Source organism: Pseudomonas urmiensis, assembly GCF_014268815.2.
Classification (GTDB): Bacteria; Pseudomonadota; Gammaproteobacteria; order Pseudomonadales; family Pseudomonadaceae; genus Aquipseudomonas; species Aquipseudomonas urmiensis.
Genome location: NZ_JABWRE020000001.1, coordinates 3443645 through 3466909, shown reverse-complemented (window position 1 = coordinate 3466909; position 23265 = coordinate 3443645). Strand labels below are relative to the sequence as shown.

The 23265-nt window shown below is 63.7% G+C and carries 21 protein-coding genes; 14 read left to right on the top strand and 7 right to left on the bottom strand.

The genetic code is table 11. The annotated features are described in order from the left end of the window. The first annotated feature begins 191 nt into the window (after nucleotides 1-191). Genes HU737_RS15645 through HU737_RS15635 form a run of 3 tightly spaced genes read left to right on the top strand, consistent with a single transcriptional unit; the run spans nucleotide 192 to nucleotide 5061 of the window. Complete coding sequence (locus tag HU737_RS15645; RefSeq protein ID WP_186554728.1) at nucleotides 192-1205, top strand: hypothetical protein; 1014 nt, start codon at nucleotides 192-194, stop codon at nucleotides 1203-1205. Nucleotides 1206-1234: 29 nt separating this feature from the next. After that, entirely contained in the window at nucleotides 1235-1861 is a 627-nt protein-coding gene (locus HU737_RS15640; RefSeq protein ID WP_186554729.1) for a response regulator transcription factor, read from the top strand. Between the two features lie 11 nt (nucleotides 1862-1872). Further along, on the top strand, nucleotides 1873-5061 hold the full coding sequence (locus HU737_RS15635; RefSeq protein WP_186554730.1) for a transporter substrate-binding domain-containing protein: 3189 nt from the start codon (nucleotides 1873-1875) through the stop codon (nucleotides 5059-5061). A 36-nt stretch (nucleotides 5062-5097) separates the two neighbouring features. On the opposite strand, the gene HU737_RS15630 is transcribed toward HU737_RS15635, so the two are convergent. Continuing rightward, nucleotides 5098-5256, bottom strand: coding sequence for a DUF3309 family protein (locus tag HU737_RS15630; protein ID WP_186554816.1), 159 nt, complete (start codon nucleotides 5254-5256; stop codon nucleotides 5098-5100). Nucleotides 5257-5291: 35 nt separating this feature from the next. Between HU737_RS15630 and HU737_RS15625 the strand changes: the two genes are divergently transcribed. From HU737_RS15625 to csrA, 4 genes are all read left to right on the top strand, one after another. After that, entirely contained in the window at nucleotides 5292-5480 is a 189-nt protein-coding gene (locus HU737_RS15625; RefSeq protein WP_186554731.1) for a hypothetical protein, read from the top strand. Between the two features lie 35 nt (nucleotides 5481-5515). Further along, complete coding sequence (locus HU737_RS15620) at nucleotides 5516-6328, top strand: SDR family oxidoreductase (RefSeq protein WP_186554732.1); 813 nt, start codon at nucleotides 5516-5518, stop codon at nucleotides 6326-6328. 106 nt (nucleotides 6329-6434) lie between these two features. Continuing rightward, the gene (locus HU737_RS15615) at nucleotides 6435-6767 is read left to right on the top strand and encodes a YnfA family protein (RefSeq protein ID WP_186554733.1); all 333 of its coding nucleotides are present in this window, start codon (nucleotides 6435-6437) and stop codon (nucleotides 6765-6767) included. Between the two features lie 127 nt (nucleotides 6768-6894). Next, nucleotides 6895-7080 carry a carbon storage regulator CsrA gene (gene csrA, locus HU737_RS15610; protein WP_186554734.1) on the top strand — a complete coding sequence of 62 codons (186 nt, stop codon included), beginning with the start codon at nucleotides 6895-6897 and terminating at the stop codon, nucleotides 7078-7080. 29 nt (nucleotides 7081-7109) lie between these two features. On the opposite strand, the gene HU737_RS15605 is transcribed toward csrA, so the two are convergent. From HU737_RS15605 to mnmC, 5 genes are all read right to left on the bottom strand, one after another. Beyond that, nucleotides 7110-7337 (bottom strand): YheU family protein, encoded by a 228-nt coding sequence (locus HU737_RS15605; protein ID WP_186554735.1) that lies wholly within the window; start codon nucleotides 7335-7337, stop codon nucleotides 7110-7112. A 67-nt stretch (nucleotides 7338-7404) separates the two neighbouring features. Beyond that, entirely contained in the window at nucleotides 7405-8589 is a 1185-nt protein-coding gene (locus HU737_RS15600) for an osmoprotectant NAGGN system M42 family peptidase (RefSeq protein WP_186554736.1), read from the bottom strand. 144 nt (nucleotides 8590-8733) lie between these two features. Further along, on the bottom strand, nucleotides 8734-10479 hold the full coding sequence (gene ngg / locus HU737_RS15595) for an N-acetylglutaminylglutamine synthetase (protein WP_186554737.1): 1746 nt from the start codon (nucleotides 10477-10479) through the stop codon (nucleotides 8734-8736). 3 nt (nucleotides 10480-10482) lie between these two features. Continuing rightward, nucleotides 10483-12270, bottom strand: a complete 1788-nt coding sequence (locus tag HU737_RS15590) for an N-acetylglutaminylglutamine amidotransferase (protein ID WP_186554738.1) — start codon at nucleotides 12268-12270, stop codon at nucleotides 10483-10485. Nucleotides 12271-12418: 148 nt separating this feature from the next. Then, on the bottom strand, nucleotides 12419-14392 hold the full coding sequence (mnmC, locus tag HU737_RS15585; protein WP_186554739.1) for a bifunctional tRNA (5-methylaminomethyl-2-thiouridine)(34)-methyltransferase MnmC2/FAD-dependent 5-carboxymethylaminomethyl-2-thiouridine(34) oxidoreductase MnmC1: 1974 nt from the start codon (nucleotides 14390-14392) through the stop codon (nucleotides 12419-12421). 148 nt (nucleotides 14393-14540) lie between these two features. Between mnmC and pap the strand changes: the two genes are divergently transcribed. Both pap and HU737_RS15575 read left to right on the top strand, forming a co-directional pair. Then, a complete protein-coding gene (gene pap / locus HU737_RS15580; protein WP_186554740.1) occupies nucleotides 14541-16034 on the top strand; it encodes a polyphosphate:AMP phosphotransferase in 1494 nt (497 codons plus the stop codon). A 211-nt stretch (nucleotides 16035-16245) separates the two neighbouring features. Next, nucleotides 16246-17208: a DMT family transporter gene (locus tag HU737_RS15575; protein ID WP_186554741.1), complete on the top strand. Its 963-nt coding sequence runs from the start codon at nucleotides 16246-16248 to the stop codon at nucleotides 17206-17208. A gap of 100 nt (nucleotides 17209-17308) precedes the next feature. Here the strand turns inward: HU737_RS15575 and HU737_RS15570 are convergent, their stop codons facing one another. Beyond that, nucleotides 17309-18703 carry a class II fumarate hydratase gene (locus HU737_RS15570; RefSeq protein ID WP_186554742.1) on the bottom strand — a complete coding sequence of 465 codons (1395 nt, stop codon included), beginning with the start codon at nucleotides 18701-18703 and terminating at the stop codon, nucleotides 17309-17311. A 154-nt stretch (nucleotides 18704-18857) separates the two neighbouring features. On the opposite strand from HU737_RS15570, the gene HU737_RS15565 reads away from it, so the two are divergent. The 5 genes from HU737_RS15565 (at nucleotide 18858) to HU737_RS15545 (ending at nucleotide 23256) form a co-directional block, all read left to right on the top strand. Beyond that, the gene (locus HU737_RS15565; protein ID WP_186554743.1) at nucleotides 18858-19379 is read left to right on the top strand and encodes a DUF2059 domain-containing protein; all 522 of its coding nucleotides are present in this window, start codon (nucleotides 18858-18860) and stop codon (nucleotides 19377-19379) included. A gap of 10 nt (nucleotides 19380-19389) precedes the next feature. Beyond that, nucleotides 19390-19686 carry a BolA family protein gene (locus tag HU737_RS15560; RefSeq protein WP_186554744.1) on the top strand — a complete coding sequence of 99 codons (297 nt, stop codon included), beginning with the start codon at nucleotides 19390-19392 and terminating at the stop codon, nucleotides 19684-19686. A 176-nt stretch (nucleotides 19687-19862) separates the two neighbouring features. Beyond that, the gene (gene trhO / locus HU737_RS15555; protein ID WP_186554745.1) at nucleotides 19863-20795 is read left to right on the top strand and encodes an oxygen-dependent tRNA uridine(34) hydroxylase TrhO; all 933 of its coding nucleotides are present in this window, start codon (nucleotides 19863-19865) and stop codon (nucleotides 20793-20795) included. A 3-nt stretch (nucleotides 20796-20798) separates the two neighbouring features. Then, nucleotides 20799-21431, top strand: coding sequence for a DsbA family protein (locus HU737_RS15550; RefSeq protein WP_186554746.1), 633 nt, complete (start codon nucleotides 20799-20801; stop codon nucleotides 21429-21431). Beyond that, a complete protein-coding gene (locus tag HU737_RS15545; RefSeq protein ID WP_186554747.1) occupies nucleotides 21424-23256 on the top strand; it encodes an ABC transporter ATP-binding protein in 1833 nt (610 codons plus the stop codon). Before HU737_RS15550 ends, HU737_RS15545 begins: the two co-directional genes overlap by 8 nt. Nucleotides 23257-23265: the final 9 nt, after the last annotated feature.

Sequence of the window (23265 nt, the reverse complement as noted above, 5' to 3'; positions counted from 1 at the left end):
TCCAGCCGATCCGGGCCATGCGCCGAGCTGCACAACTGGGAGGTGCGCTGCTATTGGCGCTTGCCTGGCCAGCAGCCCAGGCTCTGGAAGTGACACTTACCGCCGAATACCTCGGGGGTGGCTCAGGGCGTTTCGACAACACCACGCCCCCAGGAGGACTTTGCCGTTACTGGCCATCCCGGTGTAAAACAATGACCACTGTCGATCTTCCAATTACCTACAACAAGAAGACTACCGGTCACGCGCCGGATCCTCGGGACAACTATTTCATTCAGTTACCCGGTCGACGGCAAGTGAACATTTATAACGACCAGACAGGCGAATCGCGCACGGCGACGCTGGAGTGGACGTCACTCAGTCAGCGTGTACAGATCGATGGCTCGCTGGATGAGGATCACCCTCTATTCTATAGAACGCTGAGCGGAGGTTGTGGCGGTGGTGCCTACAATTCACAATACAGTCCTGCCTGGGTCATGTACTTGTGGAGGGTGAGAGACCCGCAGTCGCCACAAGGTTGCTGGAGTTTCAATTGGCGGACTGCTGTTGGCAAGGTGGTGGATGCAGAGGTCCTGGAAACCAGCATTGCCTATGACCTGGTCGTGCCGCCGCCCTATCAAATGCGCGCGGGTACCTATCGCGGCAGCATCACCTACTCAATGGGTGCTGGCGCCGACTTTGACTTCGGCAACGATGTCAGCGCGCTCAGCGGTAATTCGCTTACGGTCAATTTTGTGCTGGACGTGCGGCACGCCTTTATCTTCGAGTTCCCGCCTGGCTCTGATCGGGCCGTACTCGAACCCAAAGGCGGCTGGAGCGCCTGGCTGGCCGGCGGCAAAGCCCCAACCAAGCTTTACCGTGACCTGCCGTTCCGGCTGTGGTCGACCGGCCCGTTCAAGGTCTACAAGCTGTGCCAGCACTATACCGACGTGCGCTGTGGCATCGTCAATGACAACGGGCATCAGGTCCCGGTCGAAGTGGCCTTGAGCTTGCCGCCCGGTATGCACTACCAGGGCCGGCCCATCGAACACCTGGCGCTGCCGTCAGGCCGTGCGGCGGCGCTGCAATTCGAGTCGTCGATGCCCACCCTCAATCGCCCCGGCCAGCTGCATTTTGAAGTCGGCCGAGCGGATGTGCCCGGTATGCTTGCCTATTCCGGCAGCACCTACACCGGCCAAGTCACGGTGGTGTTCGATGCCGAACTCTAGCCTGGCCGGCCCGCCTAGCGAGGAAGCCTATGTACACCGCCTTGGTCGTCGATGATCACCCGTTCATCCGCTCCACCGTCTGCATGCTGTTGCGCCAGGAGCACCTGGAGGTGGTCGGTCAGGCCGACAATGGCATCGATGGCTTGCGCCTGGTGCGCGAGCACCGGCCTGACCTGGTAATCCTCGACATCACCATGCCCGGCCTCGATGGCCTGGATGTGATCGGCAGGATTCGCACGCTCGAGTATCCGGCCAAGGCCCTGGTGCTCACTTCACAGTTGGCTGAGGCCTACTCTCTGCGCTGCATGCAGGCCGGCGCTGCGGGGTTCGTGTCGAAAACCGACGACCTTTGCGAGCTGAACAAGGCGGTACGCGCGGTGATGTCCGGCTATACCTATTTTCCTGAAGTGGCCCTGAGCTCGGTTCACAGCCAGGACTTGAAGGCCACCGAGGCCCAGTGCATCGCCAGCCTCACCGATCGCGAGCTGATGGTGTTGCAGCAGCTGGCGCGGGGTTTGAGCAATAAAGCCATCGGCGAGGCGATGCTGCTGAGCAACAAGACCATCAGCACCTACAAGGCCCGACTGCTGGAGAAGCTGCGGGTCAACTCGCTGATCGACCTGGCGGATTTCGCCCGCCGCAACCTGCTCATCTGAATGCCTTACTGGTGCGCCTGAGTGCCCTGTTCCTGGCGGTGTGGTGTGCCTGGGTGTGGTTGCCGGTCGCCGCTGCCCCGGTATTGCATGCCCGGGCCAGCCTCGATGGCCCCCGGCCGGAACCCGACAACAGCCAACTGCGTTGGCTGTGGGAGCGGCGCCAGCTACGTTTGGGCGTGCTCAATCGGGAGAACCCGCCGTACGACATACTCGGTACCGGCCAGGCCTATGAGGGCATCAGCGCTGATTATGCAGGGCTGTTGGCCGAGCAGATGAACCTTGAAATAAGCGTGCAGGTGTTCGCCTCGTTCAGTGAGGCGGTGGCCGCGTTACACGATGGGCAGGTCGATCTGCTCGCCTCGGTGACCGCCCAGCAGGCGTTGCAGGCGAACCTGCGCCTGTCGCGACCTTATGGCGAAGACCGACCATTGTTGATGGCCCAGGAACAGGACCTGCGCGCCCGCATCCGTCGCGCCGAGCCCTTCGATCTGGTGATGGTCGAGGGCTATCGGACCCAGGAGCAGGTCAGTGAGCATTACCCGCTGGCCCGGGTTCATTTGCACCCAAGTCCATTCAGCGCCCTGACTGCGTTGGCCTTCGGCCAGGCCGACCTGTACCTGGGCAATGGCCTGACCGCACGCTATGTGCTGGGGCGCAGTCAATTGAGCGGGATCGAGGAAATCGGCCACGCCGCCTTGTCGCGCCAGGCCATCGGCTTTGCCATGCTCGAAGCTGACTCACCTTTGCCGCACTTGGTCGACACGGGCCTGGCGGCGTTGTCTGAGCGCCAGCATGCACGTATCCGTGAACGCTGGAGCCCAGTGTCGGCCAATACGCACAAGGCCCAACCGCTACAACTGAACGAGCGCGAGCTGCGTTGGCTGAGCGAAAACCCATCGGTCAAGGTGTTGCTCGACGAGCACCTGCTGCCGTTGAGCTACCGCGATGGCAAAGCGCAGTGGCGCGGCTTGAGCCTGGATATCCTGCAGTTGATCAGCCGCCGTACTGGACTGCGCTTTGAAGTGGAGGCCGGTGGCAGCGTTGCGCGCATGCTCGAGCAGGTGCGTCAGGGCCAGGCGCAAGTGATCGCCGGCATCCCTCGCAGTGCTGCGTTGGAGCAGCACCTGCGGTTTAGTCGGGCTTATCTCAGCGCTTCGCGGGTGCTGGTAACCCGCGACGATCCACACGCGCCGAACAGCCTGGCGCAATTGGCTGCAAAGCGGCTGGCAACGGTGTGGGGTAGCGATGTGCTGGAGGAACTCAAACAGCACTATCCTTTGGTCGACCCGCTGATCGTCCCCGGCCCGGTAGCGGCCTTGCAGGCGGTGGCGCGCGGCCAAGCCGCGGCAGCGGTATTGACCCTTGATGACGCGCGCCCGCTGATTGCCCGCTGGTATCCAGGGCGTTTGCGCATCAGTGCTAGTTTGCCGATGTCGCCAGCGCACTTTGCCCTGGCCAGTGCCCGAGGTTCGGTCGAGCTACAGAGCATTCTCAACAAAGCCTTGCTCAGCCTCGCGCCGCGTGAGACCGATGTACTGGTGCGTCGCTGGCGCAACCCGATGATCGTCGCCGACGGCGTCTGGCCGCGCTATCGCGGCAAGATCGTGCTTGGCTTTGGCCTGGCACTGGGGTTGCTGTTGTTGGCGCTGATGTGGATTCGCTACCTGCGCCGCCTGCAAGTTCAGTTGCGCCGGGCCACCCAGCAAGCCGATGCGGCCAACCAGGCCAAGACACGTTTTCTGACCACCATGAGCCATGAAATCCGCACCCCGCTGCACGCAGTGCTGGGCATGCTCGAGCTGGCCCAGCACAAGGCTGAACAAGGTGTGCTCGACCGCCTGGCGATCGAAGTGGCAACCGATGCTGCGCGGGGTTTGCTGGAGCTGATTGGCGACATACTCGACATCACCCGTATCGAGGCGGGTCATCTGCACCTGGCGCCACAGCGGGTGTGTCTGCGCGAGCAGGTGGTGCGGGTGGTGCAGTTGTTCGAGCAGCAGGCGCGTGGCAAGGGCCTGGAGCTGCGCTTGCAGACGCACGGCGAGGTGGATGCGCAGGTGATGCTTGACCCACTGCGGTTCAAGCAGGTGCTGGCCAACCTCTTGAGCAATGCCATCAAATTCACCCGCCAAGGCTATGTGGCGGTCAGCCTCAACGCCGTGCCGCGAGATGGCCGGCTGGCGGTGCAAGTGCAGATCAAGGATACCGGGGTCGGTATTGCCGAGGCCGAGTTGGCTGGGCTCGGCCAGCCGTTTCGCCAGGCCAGCAATCAGCAACAGTCGCCGCGTTGCAGTGCTGGCCTGGGGCTTGGTATCAGTCGTAGCCTGTGCGAGATGATGGGAGGGCGCTTACGCCTGCGCAGCGTGTTGGGCCAGGGCACCGAGGTGGATATCCGCTTGAGCCTGGCAGTGCTGCCCGCCGAGCCCACTCTGGACACGCCGGTGCTGCTGTCCCCCGCCGACAGCGAGCGCCTGCGGGTGCTGGTGGTCGACGACTATCCTGCCAACCGGCTATTGCTGGCCCAGCAGCTGGACTACCTCGGCCACCAGGCGCGGGTCGCCGAAGATGGCGCCCAGGCTCTGCGCCTGTGGCTAAAGGAACACTTCGACGTGGTGATCAGTGACTGCAACATGCCGCGGCTCAATGGCCATGCCCTGGCCCGAGCGATTCGCGAGCATGAGCGGCGCAGTCGCAGGCCTGCATGCCGCCTGATCGGCCTGACGGCCAACGCTCAGGAACAAGAACGCCGCCGCTGCAAAGCGGCAGGCATGGACGATTGTCTGTTCAAACCCTTGGGGCTGGAAGAACTGCTGCAAGCCCTGGCCAGTTGCCGGGCCAATACCAGCGATGAAGATGCCTTGATGTTGGATATGGACCATCTACAACGTTTGGTGGGCAAGGATGAAGCAGCGCTGAAAGCGTTACTCGGTGATTTGCGCACCAGTAACCGCGAAGACCTGCAACGCCTGGAGCGGGTCGCGGAAGATACCTTGGAGTTGGCCCAACTTGCCCATCGGGTCAAGGGCGGCGCGCGAATCGCCCGTGTCCTGCACCTGGTGGCGCTGTGCGAGCAAGTCGAGCAGAGTTGTGCTAGCCGGCCGTTGGCCCGTGAGCGCTTGAGCACCGATGTACAGGCGCTGCGCCAGGCCATGCAACACCTTGAGCGGCAACTGGATAACCAGGCCGCTCGCAGTGTCTGAGAGGACGGCCCCCTGGCTGGCGGCCAGGGGGCGGAGTCATATCATGCCAAGCAACAACAACACCAGCAGGATCACCAGCACCACGCCAATGATGCCGGATGGGCCATAGCCCCAGCTGCGCGAGTGTGGGAAGACGGGTAAGCCACCAATCAACAGCAGGATCAGGATGATGATGAGGATCGTGGTCATGGGCAGAATCCTTGCGTTGTTCTAGGGGAAGGGGCCTAGGAATGCTGGCCGCTTACAATTCCGACCTGCGCCGCTTGGCAAAGATTCAATTGGCGTTGCGGGCAGTGGATTTTGTGGTGTCAGTGCTGGCTCTATCGCGGGGCAAGCTTGCTCCCACGGAGATGGTGCGCGGCCATGCCGGCCCATTCAGCAGCCTGATAGCGCACCAACTCGATGCAGGCCTTGGCTAGACTCGGCCCATTGCCCACAGAACAAGGCCTGCACCATGCACAACCGAATGATGATCACTGGCGCAGGTTCCGGCCTTGGCCGCGAGATCGCCCTACGCTGGGCGCGCGAGGGCTGGCGCCTGGCCCTGGCCGATGTCAACGATGCTGGCCTGCGCGAAACCCTCGAGCGGGTGCGCGCTGCGGGCGGCGATGGTTTCACCCAGCGCTGCGATGTGCGCGACTACAGCCAGCTGACCGCCCTGGCCCAGGCCTGCGAAGAGAAGTTCGCCGGCATCGATGTGATCGTCAACAACGCCGGGGTCGCCTCGGGCGGGTTCTTCGCCGAGTTGTCGCTGGAGGATTGGGACTGGCAGATCGCGGTCAACCTGATGGGCGTGGTCAAGGGCTGCAAGGCGTTCTTGCCGCTGCTTGAACGCAGCAAGGGGCGGATCGTCAACATCGCCTCGATGGCGGCGCTGATGCAGGGGCCGGGGATGAGCAACTACAACGTGGCCAAGGCCGGCGTGCTGGCGTTGTCGGAGAGCCTGCTGGTCGAGTTGCGCCAGCTGGAAGTGGCGGTGCATGTGGTGTGCCCATCGTTCTTCCAGACCAACCTGCTCGACTCGTTCCGCGGGCCGAACCCGGCGATGAAGGCGCAGGTGGGCAAGTTGTTGCAGGGCTCGCCGATCAGTGCGGCGGATATCGCCGAGTACATGCATGAGCGGATTTCTGCTGGCGAGTTTCTGATTCTGCCGCATGAGGCCGGGCGCGAGGCGTGGAGGCTCAAGTGCCAGGCGCCAGAGCGGCTGTATGACGAGATGGCCGAGATGGCGGTGAAAATGCGCGCCAAGGCGGGCAGTCGGGGCTAGCGTGTCCTGAGCGGGCTTACCCGCGAAGAGGCCATCATTGTCATCCGGTCATTGCAGATCAATCAGGTATCCTAGACGCCTTTTACATGGCCTAAGGGAGCCTGGCGTGATCAACTACTTCTGGTTCTTCCTGGCCGCACTGTTCGAGATCGGTGGCTGCTACGCCTTCTACCTGTGGCTACGCCTGGGCAAGAGCGCCTGGTGGATCGTACCGGCGCTGCTCAGCCTGACCGTGTTCGGCCTGATCCTCACCCGCGTCGAGGCCGCCTACGCGGGGCGCGCCTATGCAGCCTATGGTGGCATCTATATCGTTTCGTCTTTGCTCTGGCTGGCCCTGGTAGAGCGCATACGGCCGCTGGGCAGCGACTGGCTCGGTGCGCTGCTGTGCGTGCTCGGCGCAACCATCATCGTCTTCGGGCCACGCTTGCAGCAGGGTTAAAGCCAGGTATTTCTGTAGGGCGAATTACCTTTGCTAGTAGGACTCGTCTCTTTCGCTGGCGCAATATTGTGTAGCCCGATAGACCTGAAGCAGGCTCCGGTTTTCCCTTAGCGGCGAGGATCGGAGCATGCTGGTAATTGGACGCGATGTTGGCGAAGTCATCACCGTCGGCGATGACATCGAGATCAAGGTGATGGCGGTGGGCAACGGGCTGGTGCGCTTTGGCATCAGCGCGCCGCGTGAAGTGCCGGTGCACCGCAGCGAGGTGTACAAGCGGATCAAGGCGCAGGAGAAACAGCAGCGGGACATGTAAGCGGGGCTGCACGGGGCAACCCCGGTTGATCACTCGAGCAGTTCCCTGGGCACTTCATGCTTGGCCAGCAGCTGGCACTGTTGGCTGTCCAAGTCGAACAGAATGAACGCCTGACCCTTGGCCAGAGCCTGGCGCACGCGCAGCACGCGGGTCTCCAGGGGCGTGTCATCGCCATTGTCGGTGCCTTCGCGGGTGACGAAGTCTTCGATCAGGCGGGTCAGGGTTTCGGCTTCGAGTTGGTCGTAGGGGATCAGCATACGCAGGGACGGTCTGTAGTCGGGAGTGGCCCCATGCTACGCGAAACCCGCCCCCTGCGTGTAGGCATCAGCTCTTGTTGCCGACCAGGCTGTCCACGGCCGGCACGCGGGTATCGCTCTCCATTTGCGCATCATGCTCCAGCTGGTGACTGAAGCGCTCAAGCGAAGCGCTGGCTGGGTTGGAATCGCTGGCGAACACCGGCGGGCTGAGCAGGTAACCGGCCAGCAGCCGGCTGAGGGTCGACAGGCTGTCGATATGGGTGCGCTCGTAGCCATGGGTAGCATCGCAGCCAAAAGCTACCAGCGCGGTGCGGATATCATGACCGGCGGTGACGGCCGAATGCGCATCGCTGAAGTAGTAGCGGAACAGGTCGCGGCGCACCGGCAGGTCTTGATCACCTGCCAGTTTCAGCAGGTGGCGCGACAGGTGGTAGTCGTAGGGGCCAGAGGAGTCCTGCATGGCCACGCTCACCGCGTGTTCGCTGGAGGCCTGCCCAGGTGCTACCGGGGCGATGTCGATGCCGACGAACTCGCTGACATCCCACGGCAATGCGCCGGCCGCGCCGGAGCCAGTTTCTTCGGTGATGGTGAACAGCGGGTGACAGTCGATCGGCGGCTGCTGGCCACTTTCCACCACTGCCTTGAGTGCGGCAAGCAACGCCGCTACGCCGGCTTTGTCATCCAGGTGGCGGGCGCTGATATGGCCGCTCTCGGTGAACTCCGGCAGCGGATCGAAGGCGACGAAATCACCAATCGAGATGCCCAGCGTCTCGCAGTCGGCACGGGTTGCGCAGTAGGCGTCCAGGCGCACTTCGACGTGGTCCCAACTGATCGGCATCTGGTCGATCGCGGTATTGAAGGCGTGCCCGCTGGCCATCAGCGGCAGCACACTGCCGCGCAGTACACCGGTGTCGGTGAACACGCTGACCCGGCTGCCTTCGGCAAAGCGGCTCGACCAGCAGCCGACCGGGGCCAGGGCCAGGCGGCCGTTGTCTTGCAGTTGGCGCACGCTGGCGCCGATGGTGTCCAGGTGGGCCGAGACGGCGCGGTCGGGCGAGCTTTGGCGGCCCTTGAGGGTGGCGCGGATGGTGCCGCGGCGGGTCAGTTCGAAGGGGATACCCAGTTCATCCAGGCGTTCGGCGACATAGCGCACGATGGTGTCGGTGAAGCCGGTCGGGCTGGGGATGGCGAGCATCTCCAGCAGGACGCGTTTGAGGTATTCCAGATCCGGTTCGGGGTGGTGTTTGGACATGTGCACTCCTCGGCGGGTGGGTGGTTGTGCTGGCGGGCCTCATCGCGGGGCAAGCCCGCTCCCACGTTGACTGCTTTACCTCAAAAGAGAGCACAGCGTGGGAGCGGGCTTGCCCCGCGATGAGGCCCACCAGGACACCATCATTCAGGCAGGCGACCGGCTATGGGGAAACAGCAGGTCGACAAATCGTTCAGCGGTCGGTTGCGGCTCGTGGTTGGCCAGCCCGACCCGTTCGTTGGCCTCGATAATCACGTAGTCAGGCTGCTCGGCGTCGCGCACCATCAGGTCCAGGCCCACCACCGGGATATCCAGCGCCCGTGCCGCACGCACGGCAGCATCGGCCAGGATCGGGTGCAGGCGCTCGGTGACATCTTCCAAGGTGCCACCGGTATGCAGGTTGGCCGCGCGGCGCACTGCCAGGCGCTGACCAGCAGGCAGGATGTCGCTGTATTGCAGCCCGGCAGCGCGCACCGTGCGCTCGGTTTCCTCGTCCAGCGGGATACGGCTCTCACCCCCGGTTGCGGCTTGGCGACGACGGCTCTGTGCCTCGATCAGCGCCTTGACGCTGTGCTTGCCATCGCCGATCACCTGGGCCGGATGGCGAATCGCGGCGGCGACCACTTCATGGCCAATCACCACGATGCGCAGGTCGAAACCTGGGTGGTAGCTTTCCAGCAGCACCCGGCTGTCGAACCGCCGCGCCTGCTCCACCGCCTGGCTGATCTCTTCCAGGCTGGTCAGGTTGACCGCCACGCCCTGGCCCTGTTCGCCATCCACCGGCTTGACCACCACCGCGCCATGCTCTTCGAGAAACGCCAGGTTGTCGTCGGCATTGCCCGCCAGTTGCTGCACCGGCACTTGCAGCCCGGCATTGTGCAGGGCGTGCTGAGTCAGGCGCTTGTCCTGGCAGAGGGTCATGCTCACGGCGCTGGTCAAGTCGCTGAGCGACTCCCGGCAGCGCACTCGGCGCCCGCCCAGGCTGAGGGTGAACAGGCCGGCAGCAGCGTCGTCGACCTGCACCTCGATGCCGCGACGAAAGGCCTCGTCGACGATGATTCGCGCATACGGGTTGAGCCCAGCCTCGGGGCCGGGGCCAAGGAACAGCGGCTGGTTGATGCCATTTTTGCGCTTGACCGCGAAGGTTGGCAGGTTGCGAAAGCCGAGCTTCTTGTACAGGCGCTTGGCCTGGCGATTGTCGTGCATGACCGACAGATCGAGGTAGGCCAGCTCACGACTCATGAAGTGCTCGATCAAATGCCGCACCAGCACTTCGCCGACACCGGGGCGGCTGCAGTGCGGATCGACCGCCAGGCACCACAGGCTACAGCCGTGCTCCGGGTCATCGAACGCCTTGCTGTGATTCAGGCCCATGACGCTGCCGATCACTGCCCCGGTGTCTTCGTCTTCGGCCAGCCAGTAGACCGGGCCGCCCTGGTGGCGCGGGGTGAGCAGCTCGGCGTTGACCGGCAGCATGGCGCGGGTCTGGTACAGGCTGTTGATCGCCTGCCAGTCGGCCTCGGTCTGCGCCCGACGGATACGAAAACCGCGAAATACCCGCTGCGCCGGGCGGTAGTCGGTGAACCACAGTCGCAGGGTGTCGGACGGATCGAGAAACAGCTGCTGCGGCGCATGCGCCAGCACCTGCTGCGGCGCCGCCACGTAGAGGGCGATATCACGCTCGCCGGGAGCCTCTTCAAGCAGCGCTTCGGCCAGCTCGCTGGGGTCTGGGTAGGTATGCCCGATCAGCAATCGGCCCCAGCCGCAATGCACCGCGCGTGGCTGGTTGTGAGGTTCGCTACCGTCACCGGCCAGGCGCGCTTGCAGGCGCTCGTAGGAGGGCGCCTGGCCGCGCAGCAGGCGCTGGCCATAGGCGATTTCGTGGGCTTTCATCGATCAGATTCCTTGTTCGCTGAGCCACAGGTTCAGAGCCGCCAGCTGCCACAGCTTGGAGCCGCGCAGGGGCGTGAGCTGGCCGTGCGGATTGCTCAGCAGCTTGTCGATCATCGCCGGGTTGAACAGGCCACGGTCCTGGCTTGGGTCGGTCAGCAGCTGGCGCACCCAATCGAGGGTCGCGCCTTCCAGGTGCTTGAGGCCCGGGACCGGGAAGTAGCCCTTCTTGCGGTCGATCACCTCATGAGGGATGACCCGGCGCGCCGCCGACTTGAGCACCTGCTTGCCGCCATCGGGCAGCTTGAAGCGTGCTGGAATGCGCGCCGACAGTTCGGCCAGGCGATAGTCGAGGAATGGCGTACGCGCCTCCAGGCCCCAGGCCATGGTCATGTTGTCGACGCGTTTGACCGGGTCGTCGACCAGCATCACCGTGCTGTCCAGGCGCAGCGCTTTGTCTACCGCATCGGGAGCGCCGGGGCGGGCGAAGTGCTCGCGGACGAACTCGCCTGCGGCATCGGTCTCCAGCAGCCACGGCGCTTGTACAGTGTCGCGGTACTCGGCGTGGCTGCGGTCGAAGAATGCCTCACGGTAGGCTGCGTAAGGGTCTTCGGCACCATCGACCTGCGGGTACCAGTGATAGCCGGCGAACAGCTCATCTGCACCCTGGCCGCTTTGCACGCCCTTGCAATGCTTGGCTACCTCGCGCGAGAGCAGGTAGAAAGCGATGCAGTCGTGGCTGACCATCGGTTCGCTCATGGCGCGGAACGCGGCCGGCAACTGCTCGATGATCTCGCGCTCGTCGATGCGCAGCTGGTGATGGCGGGTGCCGTAGTGACGGGCGATCAGGTCGGAGTACTGGAACTCATCACCGCGCTCGCCGCCGGCATCCTCAAAGCCAATGGAGAAGGTCGACAGATCGTCCACGCCAACCTCGCGCAGCAGGCCGACCAGCAGGCTCGAATCGACCCCGCCAGAGAGCAGCACGCCAACGTCGACCGCTGCCCGTTGGCGGATCGCCACGGCGTCGCGGGTGGCGTCGAGTACGCGGGTGGTCCAGTCTTCGAGGTCGAGCTTGTGCTCATCCGGGTTAGGCCCGTATTGCAGCTGCCACCAGGTCTGGCGCTCGACTTCACCGTGGCGGTCGATGCGCATCCAGGTGCCGGGTTCGAGCTTTTGCACGTTGGCCAGCAGGGTGCGCGGCGCGGGAACCACGGCGTGGAAATTAAGGTAGTGATTGAGCGCGACCGGGTCGATCATCGGGTCGATATCGCCGCCCTTGAGCAACGCCGGCAGGGTCGAGGCGAAGCGCAGGCGCTCGCCATTGCGCGACAGGTACAGCGGCTTGACGCCGAGGCGGTCGCGGGCGAGGAACAGGCGCTGGTTGTCGCGCTCCCAGATGGCCAGGGCGAACATGCCGTTGAGCTTGGGCAGCAAGGCTGCGCCCCAGGCGTGATAGCCCTTGAGCAGCACCTCGGTGTCGCCGTCGGACCAGAAGGTGTAGCCCAGCGCTTGCAGCTCCTGGCGCAGTTCGGGGAAGTTGTAGATGGCGCCGTTGAACGCCAGCGACAGGCCGAGGTTGTTGTCGACCATCGGTTGGGCCGAGCCATCGGACAAGTCCATGATCTTCAGCCGGCGGTGGCCGAGGGCGATCGGGCCCTGGCTATGGAAGCCCCAGGCATCCGGGCCACGCGGCGCCAGATGATGGGTGATGCGCTCGACCGCGGCGAGGTCCGCCGGGCGCGGGGCTTGGTTGATCGGGGTGAAGCGTAACTCTCCTGCTAATCCGCACATAAGTCCTTACCGGTTTTGCCGTTGGGGAGGGGTGCCCAAAAGTAGGGCACTTAGGAACTGACCTGTGCGGTTTGTGAGAGTTTTAGATCAATCTGTTATATGGGTGGGCGGTATTGGGGCCGCTTTGCGGCGCAGCAGCCGCAAAAATCTATGCCTTGCCGCGAATCAGGGCGCGCAAGCCAAATCGATTCGGATGACAGGCTTCGGCCACCGCCCGAGGCACCGGCAACGGCTCGCCGCACACCCAAGCAGCAATCATCTCGCCGCTCAAGGGCGCCGTGATCAACCCCCGCGAGCCATGCCCACTGTTCACATACAGGCCATCCAGCCAAGGACATTCCACCGCCGGCAGTTGCCGCGCATCCTTGCGCAACATGGCATACGCTTGCGCGAACGCCTGCGCATCAGCCAGCGGCCCGACAATCGGCAAATAATCCGGGCTGGTACACCTGAACGCTGCGCGGCCTTGCAGCGCTGCCGGATCCATCCCGGCCGTGCCCAGCCGCTGCGCCAGGTCAGTGGAAATCTCATCGAGCAAGGCCAGGTTGCCCTGGTGCTCGGCAGCGCTCGGGGTCAGGTCTTCATTATGAAAATCAAAGCTGGCGCCCAGGGTGTGCTTAGCCCCGCGCACCGGTGCCACATACCCCTCTGCACAGACCACGGTGCTCAGCTCACGGCTACTCGCGGTGGCCGGCAAATGGGTGATCTGCCCGCGGATACGCTTGAGCGGCAGGTCGGCGCAGGGGGCAAAGCGGCGTACATCTGCCGCGCCCGCCAACACCACCAGTGGCGCGCTGGCCAGCAGCTGTTCGCCGTCCCAGGCGTGCCAAAGCCCATCGACCTTACGCAGTTCGATAACGTTCTGGTGCGTCAGCAACTGAATCAACGGATGCTGCAATTGCGCAGTGCACAGCGCGGGTGGGTGAACCCAGCCACCCTCGGGGTAGAACAAGCCGCCGCAGGCCAATTGCACCCCGGCGACGGCCTCAGCCTGAGCCCGATCGAGCGAGTGCAGCAGGCTGCTGTCGAAGGCCGCTGCCAGCTTGGCCTGACGTTCGGCCTCTTTGCTATCGAAGGCCAGTTGCAACACGCCACAGCCATCCCAGTCCTGGCCGCGCTGCAACCGTTCGAGCCAGCGACGGGTGTAGCCGAAACCCGCCAGGATCATCTGCGACAGGGCAGTGCCATGGGCCGACAACTTCAGGTACAGGACACCTTGGGGATTGCCTGAGGCTTCCTGCGCCGGGGCTTGATGGCGCTCCAGCACACTGACCTGCCAGCCACGCGCGGCAAGGCTGGCAGCCGTGGCGCTACCGGCCAGGCCGGCGCCAATCACCAGGGCCCGGCGGGGCCCTTCGAGCGCAGGTGGGCGGGCGTACCAGGGCGCTACCTTCGCGCTGGCTTGGCCAGTGAACTGACCATGCATCACCTCCCACTTTTTACCCAGCCCTGGCACTTTCTTCATGCTGAACCCGGCTTCGATCAGCCCACGGCGAACCCAGCCGGTGGTGGTGAAGGTGCCTAGGGTGGTGGCCGGATGCGACAGGCGCGCAAGCTGGGCAAACAGCGCTGGGGTCCACATGTCGGGGTTTTTCGCTGGCGCGAAACCGTCGAGGAACCAGGCGTCGATCCGCGCATCGAGGTGCGGCAGTTGTTCCAGTACATCACCGATCATCAGCGTCAGGGTGACCCGGCCGCCGTCGAAACTGAACTGCTGGAAGCCCTGGTGCACCGCGACGTACTGCTCCAGTAAAGGCTGCCAGTAAGGCGCCAGATCCGGCCATAACTGCACGGCGCGGCTCAGATCGTCGTAGCTCAGCGGGTACTTCTCGACGCTGACGAAGTGCAGCCGCGCCTGGGCAGGGGCTTGCTTGGCGAACAGCTGCCAGGCGCAGAAGAAGTTCATCCCGGTGCCAAAACCGGTTTCGCCGATGACCAGGCAGCTGTGCGCGGCCAATGCCGCGAAGCGCTCGCGCAGGCGATTGCCTTCGATGAACACGTACTGGGTCTCGTTGACGCCCTCGTTGATCGAGAAATACACGTCGTCGTAGTGCCGCGAATGCGGGCGACCCTGGTCGTCCCAATCGATCTGGGCATGGCGGGGGAGGTGGGTGTCGGGCATGGTCGAATTCAGCTTCAAGTTGCAAGCGACAAGCTGCAAGAAAAAGCAGATGGTGGCACGGTTCGGTTTTTCTTGCAGCTTGTCGCTTGCAACTTGTAGCTGCGTTTCCGCTAGTCTTGTCATTCCATTGAAGGAGCCAGGCAAAGCCATGTTCGAATCTGCGGAAATCGGTCACAGCATCGACAAGGAGACCTTTGAAGCCGAAGTGCCCGCCCTGCGCGAGGCACTGCTCGAGGCTCAGTACGAACTCAAGCAGCAGTCGCGCTTTCCGGTAATTGTGCTGATCAACGGCATCGAGGGCGCCGGCAAGGGCGAGACGGTCAAGCTGCTCAACGAGTGGATGGACCCGCGCCTGATCGATGTGCTGACCTTCGATCAGCAGACCGATGAGGAACTGGCCCGGCCGCCGGCCTGGCGCTATTGGCGCGCACTGCCGCCCAAGGGGCGGATGGGGGTGTTCTTCGGCAACTGGTACAGCCAGATGATCCAGGGCCGGGTGCATGGCCAGTTCAAGGATGCCGTGCTCGACCAGGCCATCGCTGGCGCCGAGCGGCTGGAGCAGATGCTTTGCGATGAAGGCGCGCTGATCATCAAGTTCTGGTTCCACCTGTCCAAGAAGCAGATGAAAGCACGCCTCAAGGCCCTGCGCGACGACCCGCTGCACAGCTGGCGGATCAGCCCGCTGGACTGGCAGCAGTCGCAAACCTACGACCGCTTCGTGCGCTTCGGCGAGCGGGTGCTGCGCCGCACCAGCCGCGACTTTGCCCCCTGGCATGTGATCGAAGGCTCTGACCCTCACTACCGCAGCCTGGCCGTGGGGCGCATCTTGCTCGAAAGCCTGCAAGCGGCGCTGGCGGTCGACCCCAAGGCCAAGCACAAGAGCAACGTCGCACCGCTTGGGCGCAGTATCGACAACCTCAACCTGATCGGCGCGCTGGACATGACCCAGCGCCTGGACAAGAAGGACTACCAGGAACAGTTGGTCACCGAACAAGCACGCCTGGCCGGGCTGTTGCGTGACAAGCACATGCGTCGGCATGCGTTGGTGGCGGTGTTCGAAGGTAACGACGCGGCGGGCAAGGGTGGGGCGATTCGCCGAGTAGCGGCGGCGCTCGACCCGCGCCAGTATCGCATCGTGCCGATTGCCGCGCCGACCGAGGAAGAGCGCGCCCAGCCGTATCTGTGGCGGTTCTGGCGGCATGTTCCGGCGCGGGGCAAGTTCACCATCTTCGATCGCTCCTGGTATGGGCGGGTATTGGTCGAGCGGGTCGAGGGCTTCTGCAGCCCAGCCGACTGGATGCGCGCCTACAGCGAGATCAACGACTTCGAAGAGCAGTTGAGCAACGCTGGCGTGGTGGTGGTCAAGTTCTGGCTGGCGATCGACCAGCAGACCCAGTTGCAGCGCTTCGAAGAGCGCGAGCAGATCCCGTTCAAGCGCTACAAGATCACCGAGGAAGACTGGCGCAACCGCGACAAGTGGGATGTCTATACCGAGGCGGTGGGCGATATGGTCGACCGCACCAGTACCGAGATCGCGCCGTGGACGCTGGTCGAGGCCAATGACAAGCGCTGGGCGCGGGTCAAGGTGCTGCGCACCATCAATGATGCGTTGGAGGCGGCGTTCGCCAAGGACAAGAAGTGATGGTGTCAGCGCTGGCCTCATCGCGGGGCAAGCCCGCTCCCACGTTGCCGAGGTCGCGTGGGAGCGGGCTTGCCCCGCGATGAGGCCGGCATGACCAGCCATGCCCTGTGGGAATGACCTGATGAATTCTTTTCCCGCCACTTTCCCCCAGTCACGTACTCCAAGCCCTTAGAATCCACAGACCCGAACCAAGGGCTTGAACGAGGACGTTATGCATATCACTTCCGGACGCTGGGTCCATGGCCTGCTGTTGGCACTATTGACCGCGCTGCTCTGGGGCATCTTGCCGATCAAGCTCAAGCAAGTCCTGCAGGTCATGGATCCGGTGACCGTCACCTGGTATCGCCTGCTGGTTTCTGGTGGCCTGCTGTTCGCCTGGCTTGCGGCCAATCGACGGCTGCCAACCTTTGCAGGCATGGGGCGCAAGCGTCTGGGCCTGGTGGGCGTGGCCATCTGCGGCCTGCTGGGGAACTACGTGCTGTACCTGATCGGGCTGAAGCTGCTCAGCCCCGGCACCGCGCAACTGGTGGTGCAACTTGGCCCGGTGCTGCTGTTGGTGGCCAGCGTGTTCGTCTTCAAAGAGCGTTTCAGCCTGGGGCAGGGCTTGGGTCTGCTGGTGTTGCTGATGGGCTTTGGGTTGTTCTTCAATCAGCGCCTGGAAGAACTTCTGACCTCGTTGGGCGCCTATACCACGGGTGTATTGACCATTTTGCTGGCGACCAGCATCTGGGTGTTCTATGCCCTGAGCCAGAAGCAGTTGCTCACCGTGTGGAACTCGCAGCAAGTGATGATGGTGATCTACCTGGGCTGCGCCGGCTTGCTGATGCCCTGGGTGCATCCGCTGGAGGCGCTGCAGTTGAGCCCGTTGCAGGGTTGGCTGTTGTTGGCCTGCTGCCTGAACACCCTGGTGGCCTACGGCGCGTTTGCCGAGGCGTTGGCCCACTGGGAAGCCTCGCGGGTGAGTGCGACCCTGGCCTTGACGCCGTTGGTGACCTTCGTTGCCGTGGCGCTGGCGGCGTGGTTGTGGCCGGATTATGTGCATGCCGAGGACATCAATGCCCTGGGTTATGTGGGCGCGGTGACGGTGGTGGCGGGGTCGGCGATGGTCGCCCTGGGGCCGTCGTTGGTGGCCGGCTGGCGGGCACGGCGGGCGCGTTTGGCTCAGGTGCATTGATTGCCTCGCCGGCCCTATCGCGGTACAAGCCCGCTCCCACGTGTGATCCCGTGGGAGCGGGCTTGTCCCGCGATAGGGCCAGTACAGGCACTACAACTCTTTAGCCCTTGGCCCCCGGCGCCAGCATGTTTTCCGGTCGCACCCACTCATCGAACTGCTCGTTAGTCAGGTACTGCAGCTCCAAGGCCGCCTCGCGCAAGGTCGTGCCCTCGCTATAAGCCTTCTTGGCAATCTCTGCCGCCTTGTCATAGCCAATATGCGGATTGAGCGCTGTCACCAGCATCAAGCCGCGCTCCAGATGCGCCGCCATCTGCTCGGCATCCGGCTCGATCCCGGCCACGCAGTGCTGCTGGAAGTTGCGACAGCCATCGGCCAGCAACTCGATCGATTGCAACAGGTTATGAATGATCACCGGCTTGAACACGTTCAACTGCAGATGCCCTTGGCTGGCGGCAAAGCCAATCGCCGCGTCGTTGCCCAGCACCTGGCAGGCGAGCATCGACAACGCCTCGCACTGGGTCGGGTTGACCTTGCCGGGCATGATCGAGCTGCCCGGCTCATTGGCCGGCAAGCGCACTTCGGCAAGCCCGGCACGTGGGCCAGAGCCGAGCAGGCGCAGGTCGTTGGCGATCTTCATCAAGGCCACCGCCAAGGTCTTCAGCGCGCCAGCCAGGCTGGTCAGAGGCTCGTGGCCGGCAAGGGCGGCAAACTTGTTCGGCGCCGTGACGAACGGCAGGCCGGACAGCGCCGCCAGTTCAGCTGCCACCGCCTCGGCAAAACCGTGCGGGGCGTTCAGGCCGGTGCCCACCGCCGTGCCACCCTGGGCCAGCTCGCACACCGCCGGCAAGGTGGCGCGGATGGCGCGCTGGGCGTAGTCGAGCTGGGCAACGAAGGCCGATACCTCCTGGCCAAAGGTGATCGGCGTGGCATCCATCATGTGCGTGCGGCCGGTCTTGACCAGATTGATGTGGCGCGCCGACAGCTCGGCCAGCCCTGCGGACAATTCGGCAATCGCCGGCAGCAGCTTGTCGTGCACAGCCTGCGCCGCGGCGATGTTCATCGCGGTAGGGAAGCAGTCGTTGGAACTCTGCGAGCGGTTGACGTGATCATTCGGGTGCACCGGCACTTTGCCGCCGCGACCCTTGCCGGCCAGTTCGTTGCCGCGCCCGGCGATCACTTCGTTGACGTTCATGTTGCTCTGGGTACCGCTGCCGGTCTGCCAGACGACCAGCGGAAACTGCTCGTCATGCTCGCCAGCGAGTACTTCGTCGGCGGCTTGCTCGATCAGCCGGGCGATGTCGGCCGGCAGGTCGCCATTGCGGTCGTTGACCCGCGCCGCGGCTTTCTTGATCAGCGCCAGGGCGTGCAACACGGCAAGCGGCATGCGCTCTTTACCGATGGCGAAGTTGATCAGCGAACGCTGGGTCTGTGCGCCCCAGTAAGCGTCCTCAGGAACTTCGACCTGACCCAGGCTGTCTGTCTCGATACGGCTCATGCTGCGTTCACTCCTTTGTCGTCTGAATCCGCAGTTTAGGCCCTGATTCGAAAGAGCGGTTCAATCGCTCGTCGTGCCACTTGAGTACAGCGCCCAGCGCGGCGCAGAATGCTCTACTCTGAGGTATCCGCCTCCCTCTCTTGAAGGATTTGCAATGACCCGTCTCCGTGTCCTCTGTGCCGCCGTCGCGCTGGCCTGTGCCAGCGGCCAGGTACTCGCCGCCACCCCTGCTCACAACCAAGCCGCCGAGAAATTCCTGACCCTGGCCAACGCTGACAAGTTGGGCACTCCGGTGTACATGCAGGTCCAGCAGATGTTTGCCCAGCGCTTCGAGCAGACCAAGGCGCCGGCCTCCAAGAAGTCCGTGCTCGACAGCTACCAGGCCAAGGCCAACACCGCCCTGGACAACGCCATCGGTTGGAAAAAGCTGCAGCCGAAAATGGTCAGCCTGTACACCGCGACCTTCACCGAAAGCGAGCTCAAGGACCTGGTCAAGTTCTACGAGTCGCCGCTGGGCAAGAAAGTCCTGCGCGAAATGCCGAAGGTCACCCAGCAGTCGGCCCAGCTGACCCAGCAGAGCCTTGAGCCTGCGGTGCCTGTGGTCAACAAGCTGCTCGAAGACATGACCAAGGAGCTCGACCCCAACGCTGGCAAAGCGGCTCCCGCGAAAAAGTGAGTAACACCCGATGAGCATGCAGCAACGCATCGAGCAGCAACTGGCGCCGTTGGGCACCCAGCACCTTGAGGTGTTCAACGAGAGCCACATGCACAGCCGCGGCCAGGAAAGCCACTACAAGGCGGTGCTGGTCAGCGAGCAGTTCGCCGGCCTCAACAGCGTCAAGCGCCACCAGAAGGTCTACGCGACCATGGGCGACTTGATGGGCCAGATTCATGCCCTGGCGATTCATACCTATACCCCTGAAGAGTGGGCCCAGGTTGGCGCTGCGCCAGCCTCGCCGGTCTGCGCGGGCGGCGGTCACTGAATCCTTCAGGCCATTCTGGTAAACTTCGCATCACCCGTGGGAGCGGGCTTGCCCGGCAATAGCGCCAATCGACGCTATCGCCGGGCAAGCCCGCTCCCACGTGCATTTATGATTCATCGTCAAATTGTCATTCCGGTCCGCCCCTTACGAGGGTGACCACCTGGAGAAAAGTGTTCATGTCCCAAGCTATCGTCGTGGCGGCGCTGTACAAGTTCGTCACCCTGGAAGACTACGTCGAGCTGCGCGAGCCGCTGCTCAAGGCCATGCTGGACAACGGCGTCAAAGGCACCTTGCTGCTGGCCCTAGAAGGCATCAACGGCACCGTGTCGAGCACCCGCGAAGGCATCGACGGCCTGCTCGCCTGGCTGCGCAATGATCCGCGCCTGATCGACGTTGACCACAAAGAATCCTACTGCGACGAGCAGCCGTTCTACCGCACCAAGGTCAAGCTGAAAAAAGAGATCGTCACCCTCGGCGTGCCGGGCGTGGACCCCAACCACAAGGTTGGCACCTACGTCGAGCCCAAAGACTGGAACGCGCTGATCAGCGACCCCGAAGTGCTGCTGATCGACACCCGCAACGACTACGAAGTGGCCATCGGCACCTTCAAGGGCGCGATCGACCCGAAGACCGAGACCTTCCGCGAGTTCCCCGACTACATCAAGGCCAACTTCGACCCCAGCAAGCACAAGAAGGTGGCGATGTTCTGCACCGGTGGCATCCGCTGCGAAAAAGCCTCCAGCTATATGCTCGGTGAAGGCTTCGAGGAGGTCTATCATCTTAAAGGTGGCGTGCTGAAGTACTTCGAGGAAGTGCCTCAGGAACAAAGCCTGTGGGACGGCGACTGCTTCGTCTTCGACAACCGGGTCACGGTGCGTCATGACCTGACCGAGGGCGAGTACGACCAGTGCCACGCTTGCCGTCATCCGATCAACGTGGAAGACCGTGCGTCCGAACACTACTCGCCGGGTGTCAGTTGCCCGCATTGCTGGGACAGCCTCAGCGAGAAGACCCGACGCAGCGCCATCGACCGGCAGAAGCAGATCGAACTGGCCAAGGCGCGCAATCTGCCCCACCCGATCGGCTACAACTACAAAGCCGAGGCTTGATGCATGTCTGCACGCCTGCTTTATGTGATGGACCCGATGTGCTCCTGGTGCTGGGGCTTTGCGCCAGTGGCGCAGGCCCTGATCGCCCAGGCGCAAGACGCCGGCGTGCCGACCCGCCTGGTAGCCGGCGGTTTGCGCACCGGCAGCAGCGCGCTGGATGCCTCGACCCGTCGCTATATCCTTGAGCACTGGCAGGCCGTGGCTGAAGCGACGGGCCAGGTGTTTCGCTTCGACGGGGCGATGCCTGATGGTTTTGTCTACGACACCGAGCCTGCCTGCCGTGCCCTGGTCGCTGCGCGCGAGCTGGATGCCGAGCGGGCCTGGGGCCTGCTGGCACTGATTCAGCGCGGTTTCTACGAGCACGGCCTGGACGTCACCCGTGCGCCGCAGTTGCTCGAGCTGGCCGAACAGGCCGGCTTTGACCGCGAACAGTTCTCTGCCAGCCTGATCAGTAGCGAAACCCGCGCCGCGACCGCTGCCGATTTTAGTTGGGTGCAGGACCTGGGCATTGCCGGCTTCCCGACGCTGCTGGCCGAGCGCAATGGCCAGCTGGCACTGCTGACCAACGGCTACCAGCCGCTGGAGCGCTTGCAACCCTTGCTCGGCCGCTGGCTGCAGCAGGCCGCTTGTGCTTGATCTGCCAGGGTCGCCCGACCCTGTGCCGGGGAAGCCTCAAACTGTGGCCGATCGACTGAGCTGGGCGGAAATCCGCCGCCTGGCCCTGCATCACCGCAAAGCCTTGTGGAGCGCCAACCTGGTGGCGGTGCTCGCAGCCCTGTGCAGCGTGCCGATCCCTTTGCTGCTGCCGCTGTTGGTCGACGAGGTGCTGCTGGGTAACGGTGACGCCGCGCTCAAGTGGATGAACAACCTGTTGCCGGCCAACTGGCAGGTAGCGGCTGGTTACATCGGCCTGATGCTGGTGGCTACGTTGTGCCTGCGCCTGGCGGCGCTGGCGTTCAACGTGGTGCAGGCCAAGCTGTTTGCCGGCTTGGCCAAGGACATCGTCTACCGCCTGCGCATTCGCCTGATCGAGCGGCTCAAACGGATCTCGCTCAAGGAATACGAAAGCCTGGGTAGCGGCACCGTGACCACCCATCTGGTCACCGACCTGGATACCCTGGACAAGTTCGTCGGCGAGACCCTCAGTCGCTTCCTGGTAGCGGTGCTGACCTTGACCGGTACAGCGGCGATCCTGATCTGGATGCACTGGCAGCTGGCCTTGCTGATTCTGCTGTTCAACCCGCTGGTGATCTACTTCACTGTGCAGCTGGGCAAGCGGGTCAAGCACCTGAAGAAGCTGGAAAACGACAGCACCGCACGCTTTACCCAGGCACTGACCGAAACCCTCGACGCCATCCAGGAAATCCGCGCTGGCAACCGCCAGGGCTATTTCCTCGGGCGCCTTGGCCTGCGCGCCCGGGAAGTGCGCGACTATGCCGTGGCCTCGCAATGGAAAAGCGACGCCAGCGGGCGGGCCAGCGGCCTGTTGTTCCAGTTCGGTATCGACATCTTTCGCGCCGCGGCGATGCTCACGGTGCTGTTCTCGGACCTGTCGATCGGCCAGATGCTGGCCGTGTTCAGCTACCTGTGGTTCATGATCGGCCCGGTCGAGCAGTTGCTCAACCTGCAGTACGCCTACTATGCCGCAGGCGGCGCGCTGAGCCGGCTCAACGAACTGCTGGCGCGCGATGACGAGCCGCAGTACCCGGCGGCCACTGACCCGTTCAGCGGCCGCGAAACGGTGGCAATCGAGGTGCGCGACCTGCGCTTTGCCTATGCTGACGAGCCGGTGCTGGAGCATCTGGAGCTGTCCATCGCCCCCGGCGAGAAGGTCGCCATCGTCGGTGCCAGCGGCGGCGGCAAGAGCACCCTGGTGCAGTTGCTGTTGGGCCTGTATACCGCGCAAGCCGGCACCATCCGCTTTGGCGGCGCGAGCTTGCAGGAGATCGGCCTGGAGACCCTGCGTGAGAACGTCGCAGTCGTGCTGCAGCATCCTTCGCTGTTCAACGACACGGTGCGCGCCAACCTGACCATGGGCCGCGAGTGCAGTGATGATGCCTGCTGGCAGGCGCTGCGCATTGCCCAGCTCGACGCCACCATCGCCGCCTTGCCGCAAGGGCTGGACAGCGTGGTAGGGCGTTCGGGTGTGCGCTTGTCGGGTGGTCAGCGCCAGCGTCTGGCGATTGCCCGGATGGTCTTGGCCGAACCTAAGGTGGTGATCCTCGACGAAGCGACCTCGGCGCTGGATGCCGCAACCGAGTACAACCTGCACCAGGCGTTGGCCCGGTTCCTCAGTGGCCGCACCACGCTGATCATCGCTCACCGCCTCTCTGCGGTGAAACAAGCCGATCGGGTATTGGTATTCGATGGCGGGCATGTGGCCGAGGATGGCGATCATCAGCAACTGATTGCTGAGGGTGGGCTGTATGCCAAGTTGTACGGGCATTTGCAGCAGACCTGAGTTTTTCTG

Bases quoted from the DNA above. Each gene is read 5' to 3' on its own strand.
- HU737_RS15645 (WP_186554728.1), top strand. From the start codon at position 192: ATGACCACTGTCGATCTTCCAATTACCTACAACAAGAAGACTACCGGT.
- HU737_RS15640 (WP_186554729.1), top strand. From the start codon at position 1,235: ATGTACACCGCCTTGGTCGTCGATGATCACCCGTTCATCCGCTCCACC.
- HU737_RS15625 (WP_186554731.1), top strand. From the start codon at position 5,292: ATGCTGGCCGCTTACAATTCCGACCTGCGCCGCTTGGCAAAGATTCAA.
- HU737_RS15620 (WP_186554732.1), top strand. From the start codon at position 5,516: ATGCACAACCGAATGATGATCACTGGCGCAGGTTCCGGCCTTGGCCGC.
- csrA (WP_186554734.1), top strand. From the start codon at position 6,895: ATGCTGGTAATTGGACGCGATGTTGGCGAAGTCATCACCGTCGGCGAT.
- HU737_RS15605 (WP_186554735.1), bottom strand. From the start codon at position 7,337: ATGCTGATCCCCTACGACCAACTCGAAGCCGAAACCCTGACCCGCCTG.
- HU737_RS15600 (WP_186554736.1), bottom strand. From the start codon at position 8,589: ATGTCCAAACACCACCCCGAACCGGATCTGGAATACCTCAAACGCGTC.
- ngg (WP_186554737.1), bottom strand. From the start codon at position 10,479: ATGAAAGCCCACGAAATCGCCTATGGCCAGCGCCTGCTGCGCGGCCAG.
- HU737_RS15590 (WP_186554738.1), bottom strand. From the start codon at position 12,270: ATGTGCGGATTAGCAGGAGAGTTACGCTTCACCCCGATCAACCAAGCC.
- mnmC (WP_186554739.1), bottom strand. From the start codon at position 14,392: ATGCCCGACACCCACCTCCCCCGCCATGCCCAGATCGATTGGGACGAC.
- pap (WP_186554740.1), top strand. From the start codon at position 14,541: ATGTTCGAATCTGCGGAAATCGGTCACAGCATCGACAAGGAGACCTTT.
- HU737_RS15575 (WP_186554741.1), top strand. From the start codon at position 16,246: ATGCATATCACTTCCGGACGCTGGGTCCATGGCCTGCTGTTGGCACTA.
- HU737_RS15570 (WP_186554742.1), bottom strand. From the start codon at position 18,703: ATGAGCCGTATCGAGACAGACAGCCTGGGTCAGGTCGAAGTTCCTGAG.
- HU737_RS15565 (WP_186554743.1), top strand. From the start codon at position 18,858: ATGACCCGTCTCCGTGTCCTCTGTGCCGCCGTCGCGCTGGCCTGTGCC.
- HU737_RS15560 (WP_186554744.1), top strand. From the start codon at position 19,390: ATGAGCATGCAGCAACGCATCGAGCAGCAACTGGCGCCGTTGGGCACC.
- trhO (WP_186554745.1), top strand. From the start codon at position 19,863: ATGTCCCAAGCTATCGTCGTGGCGGCGCTGTACAAGTTCGTCACCCTG.
- HU737_RS15550 (WP_186554746.1), top strand. From the start codon at position 20,799: ATGTCTGCACGCCTGCTTTATGTGATGGACCCGATGTGCTCCTGGTGC.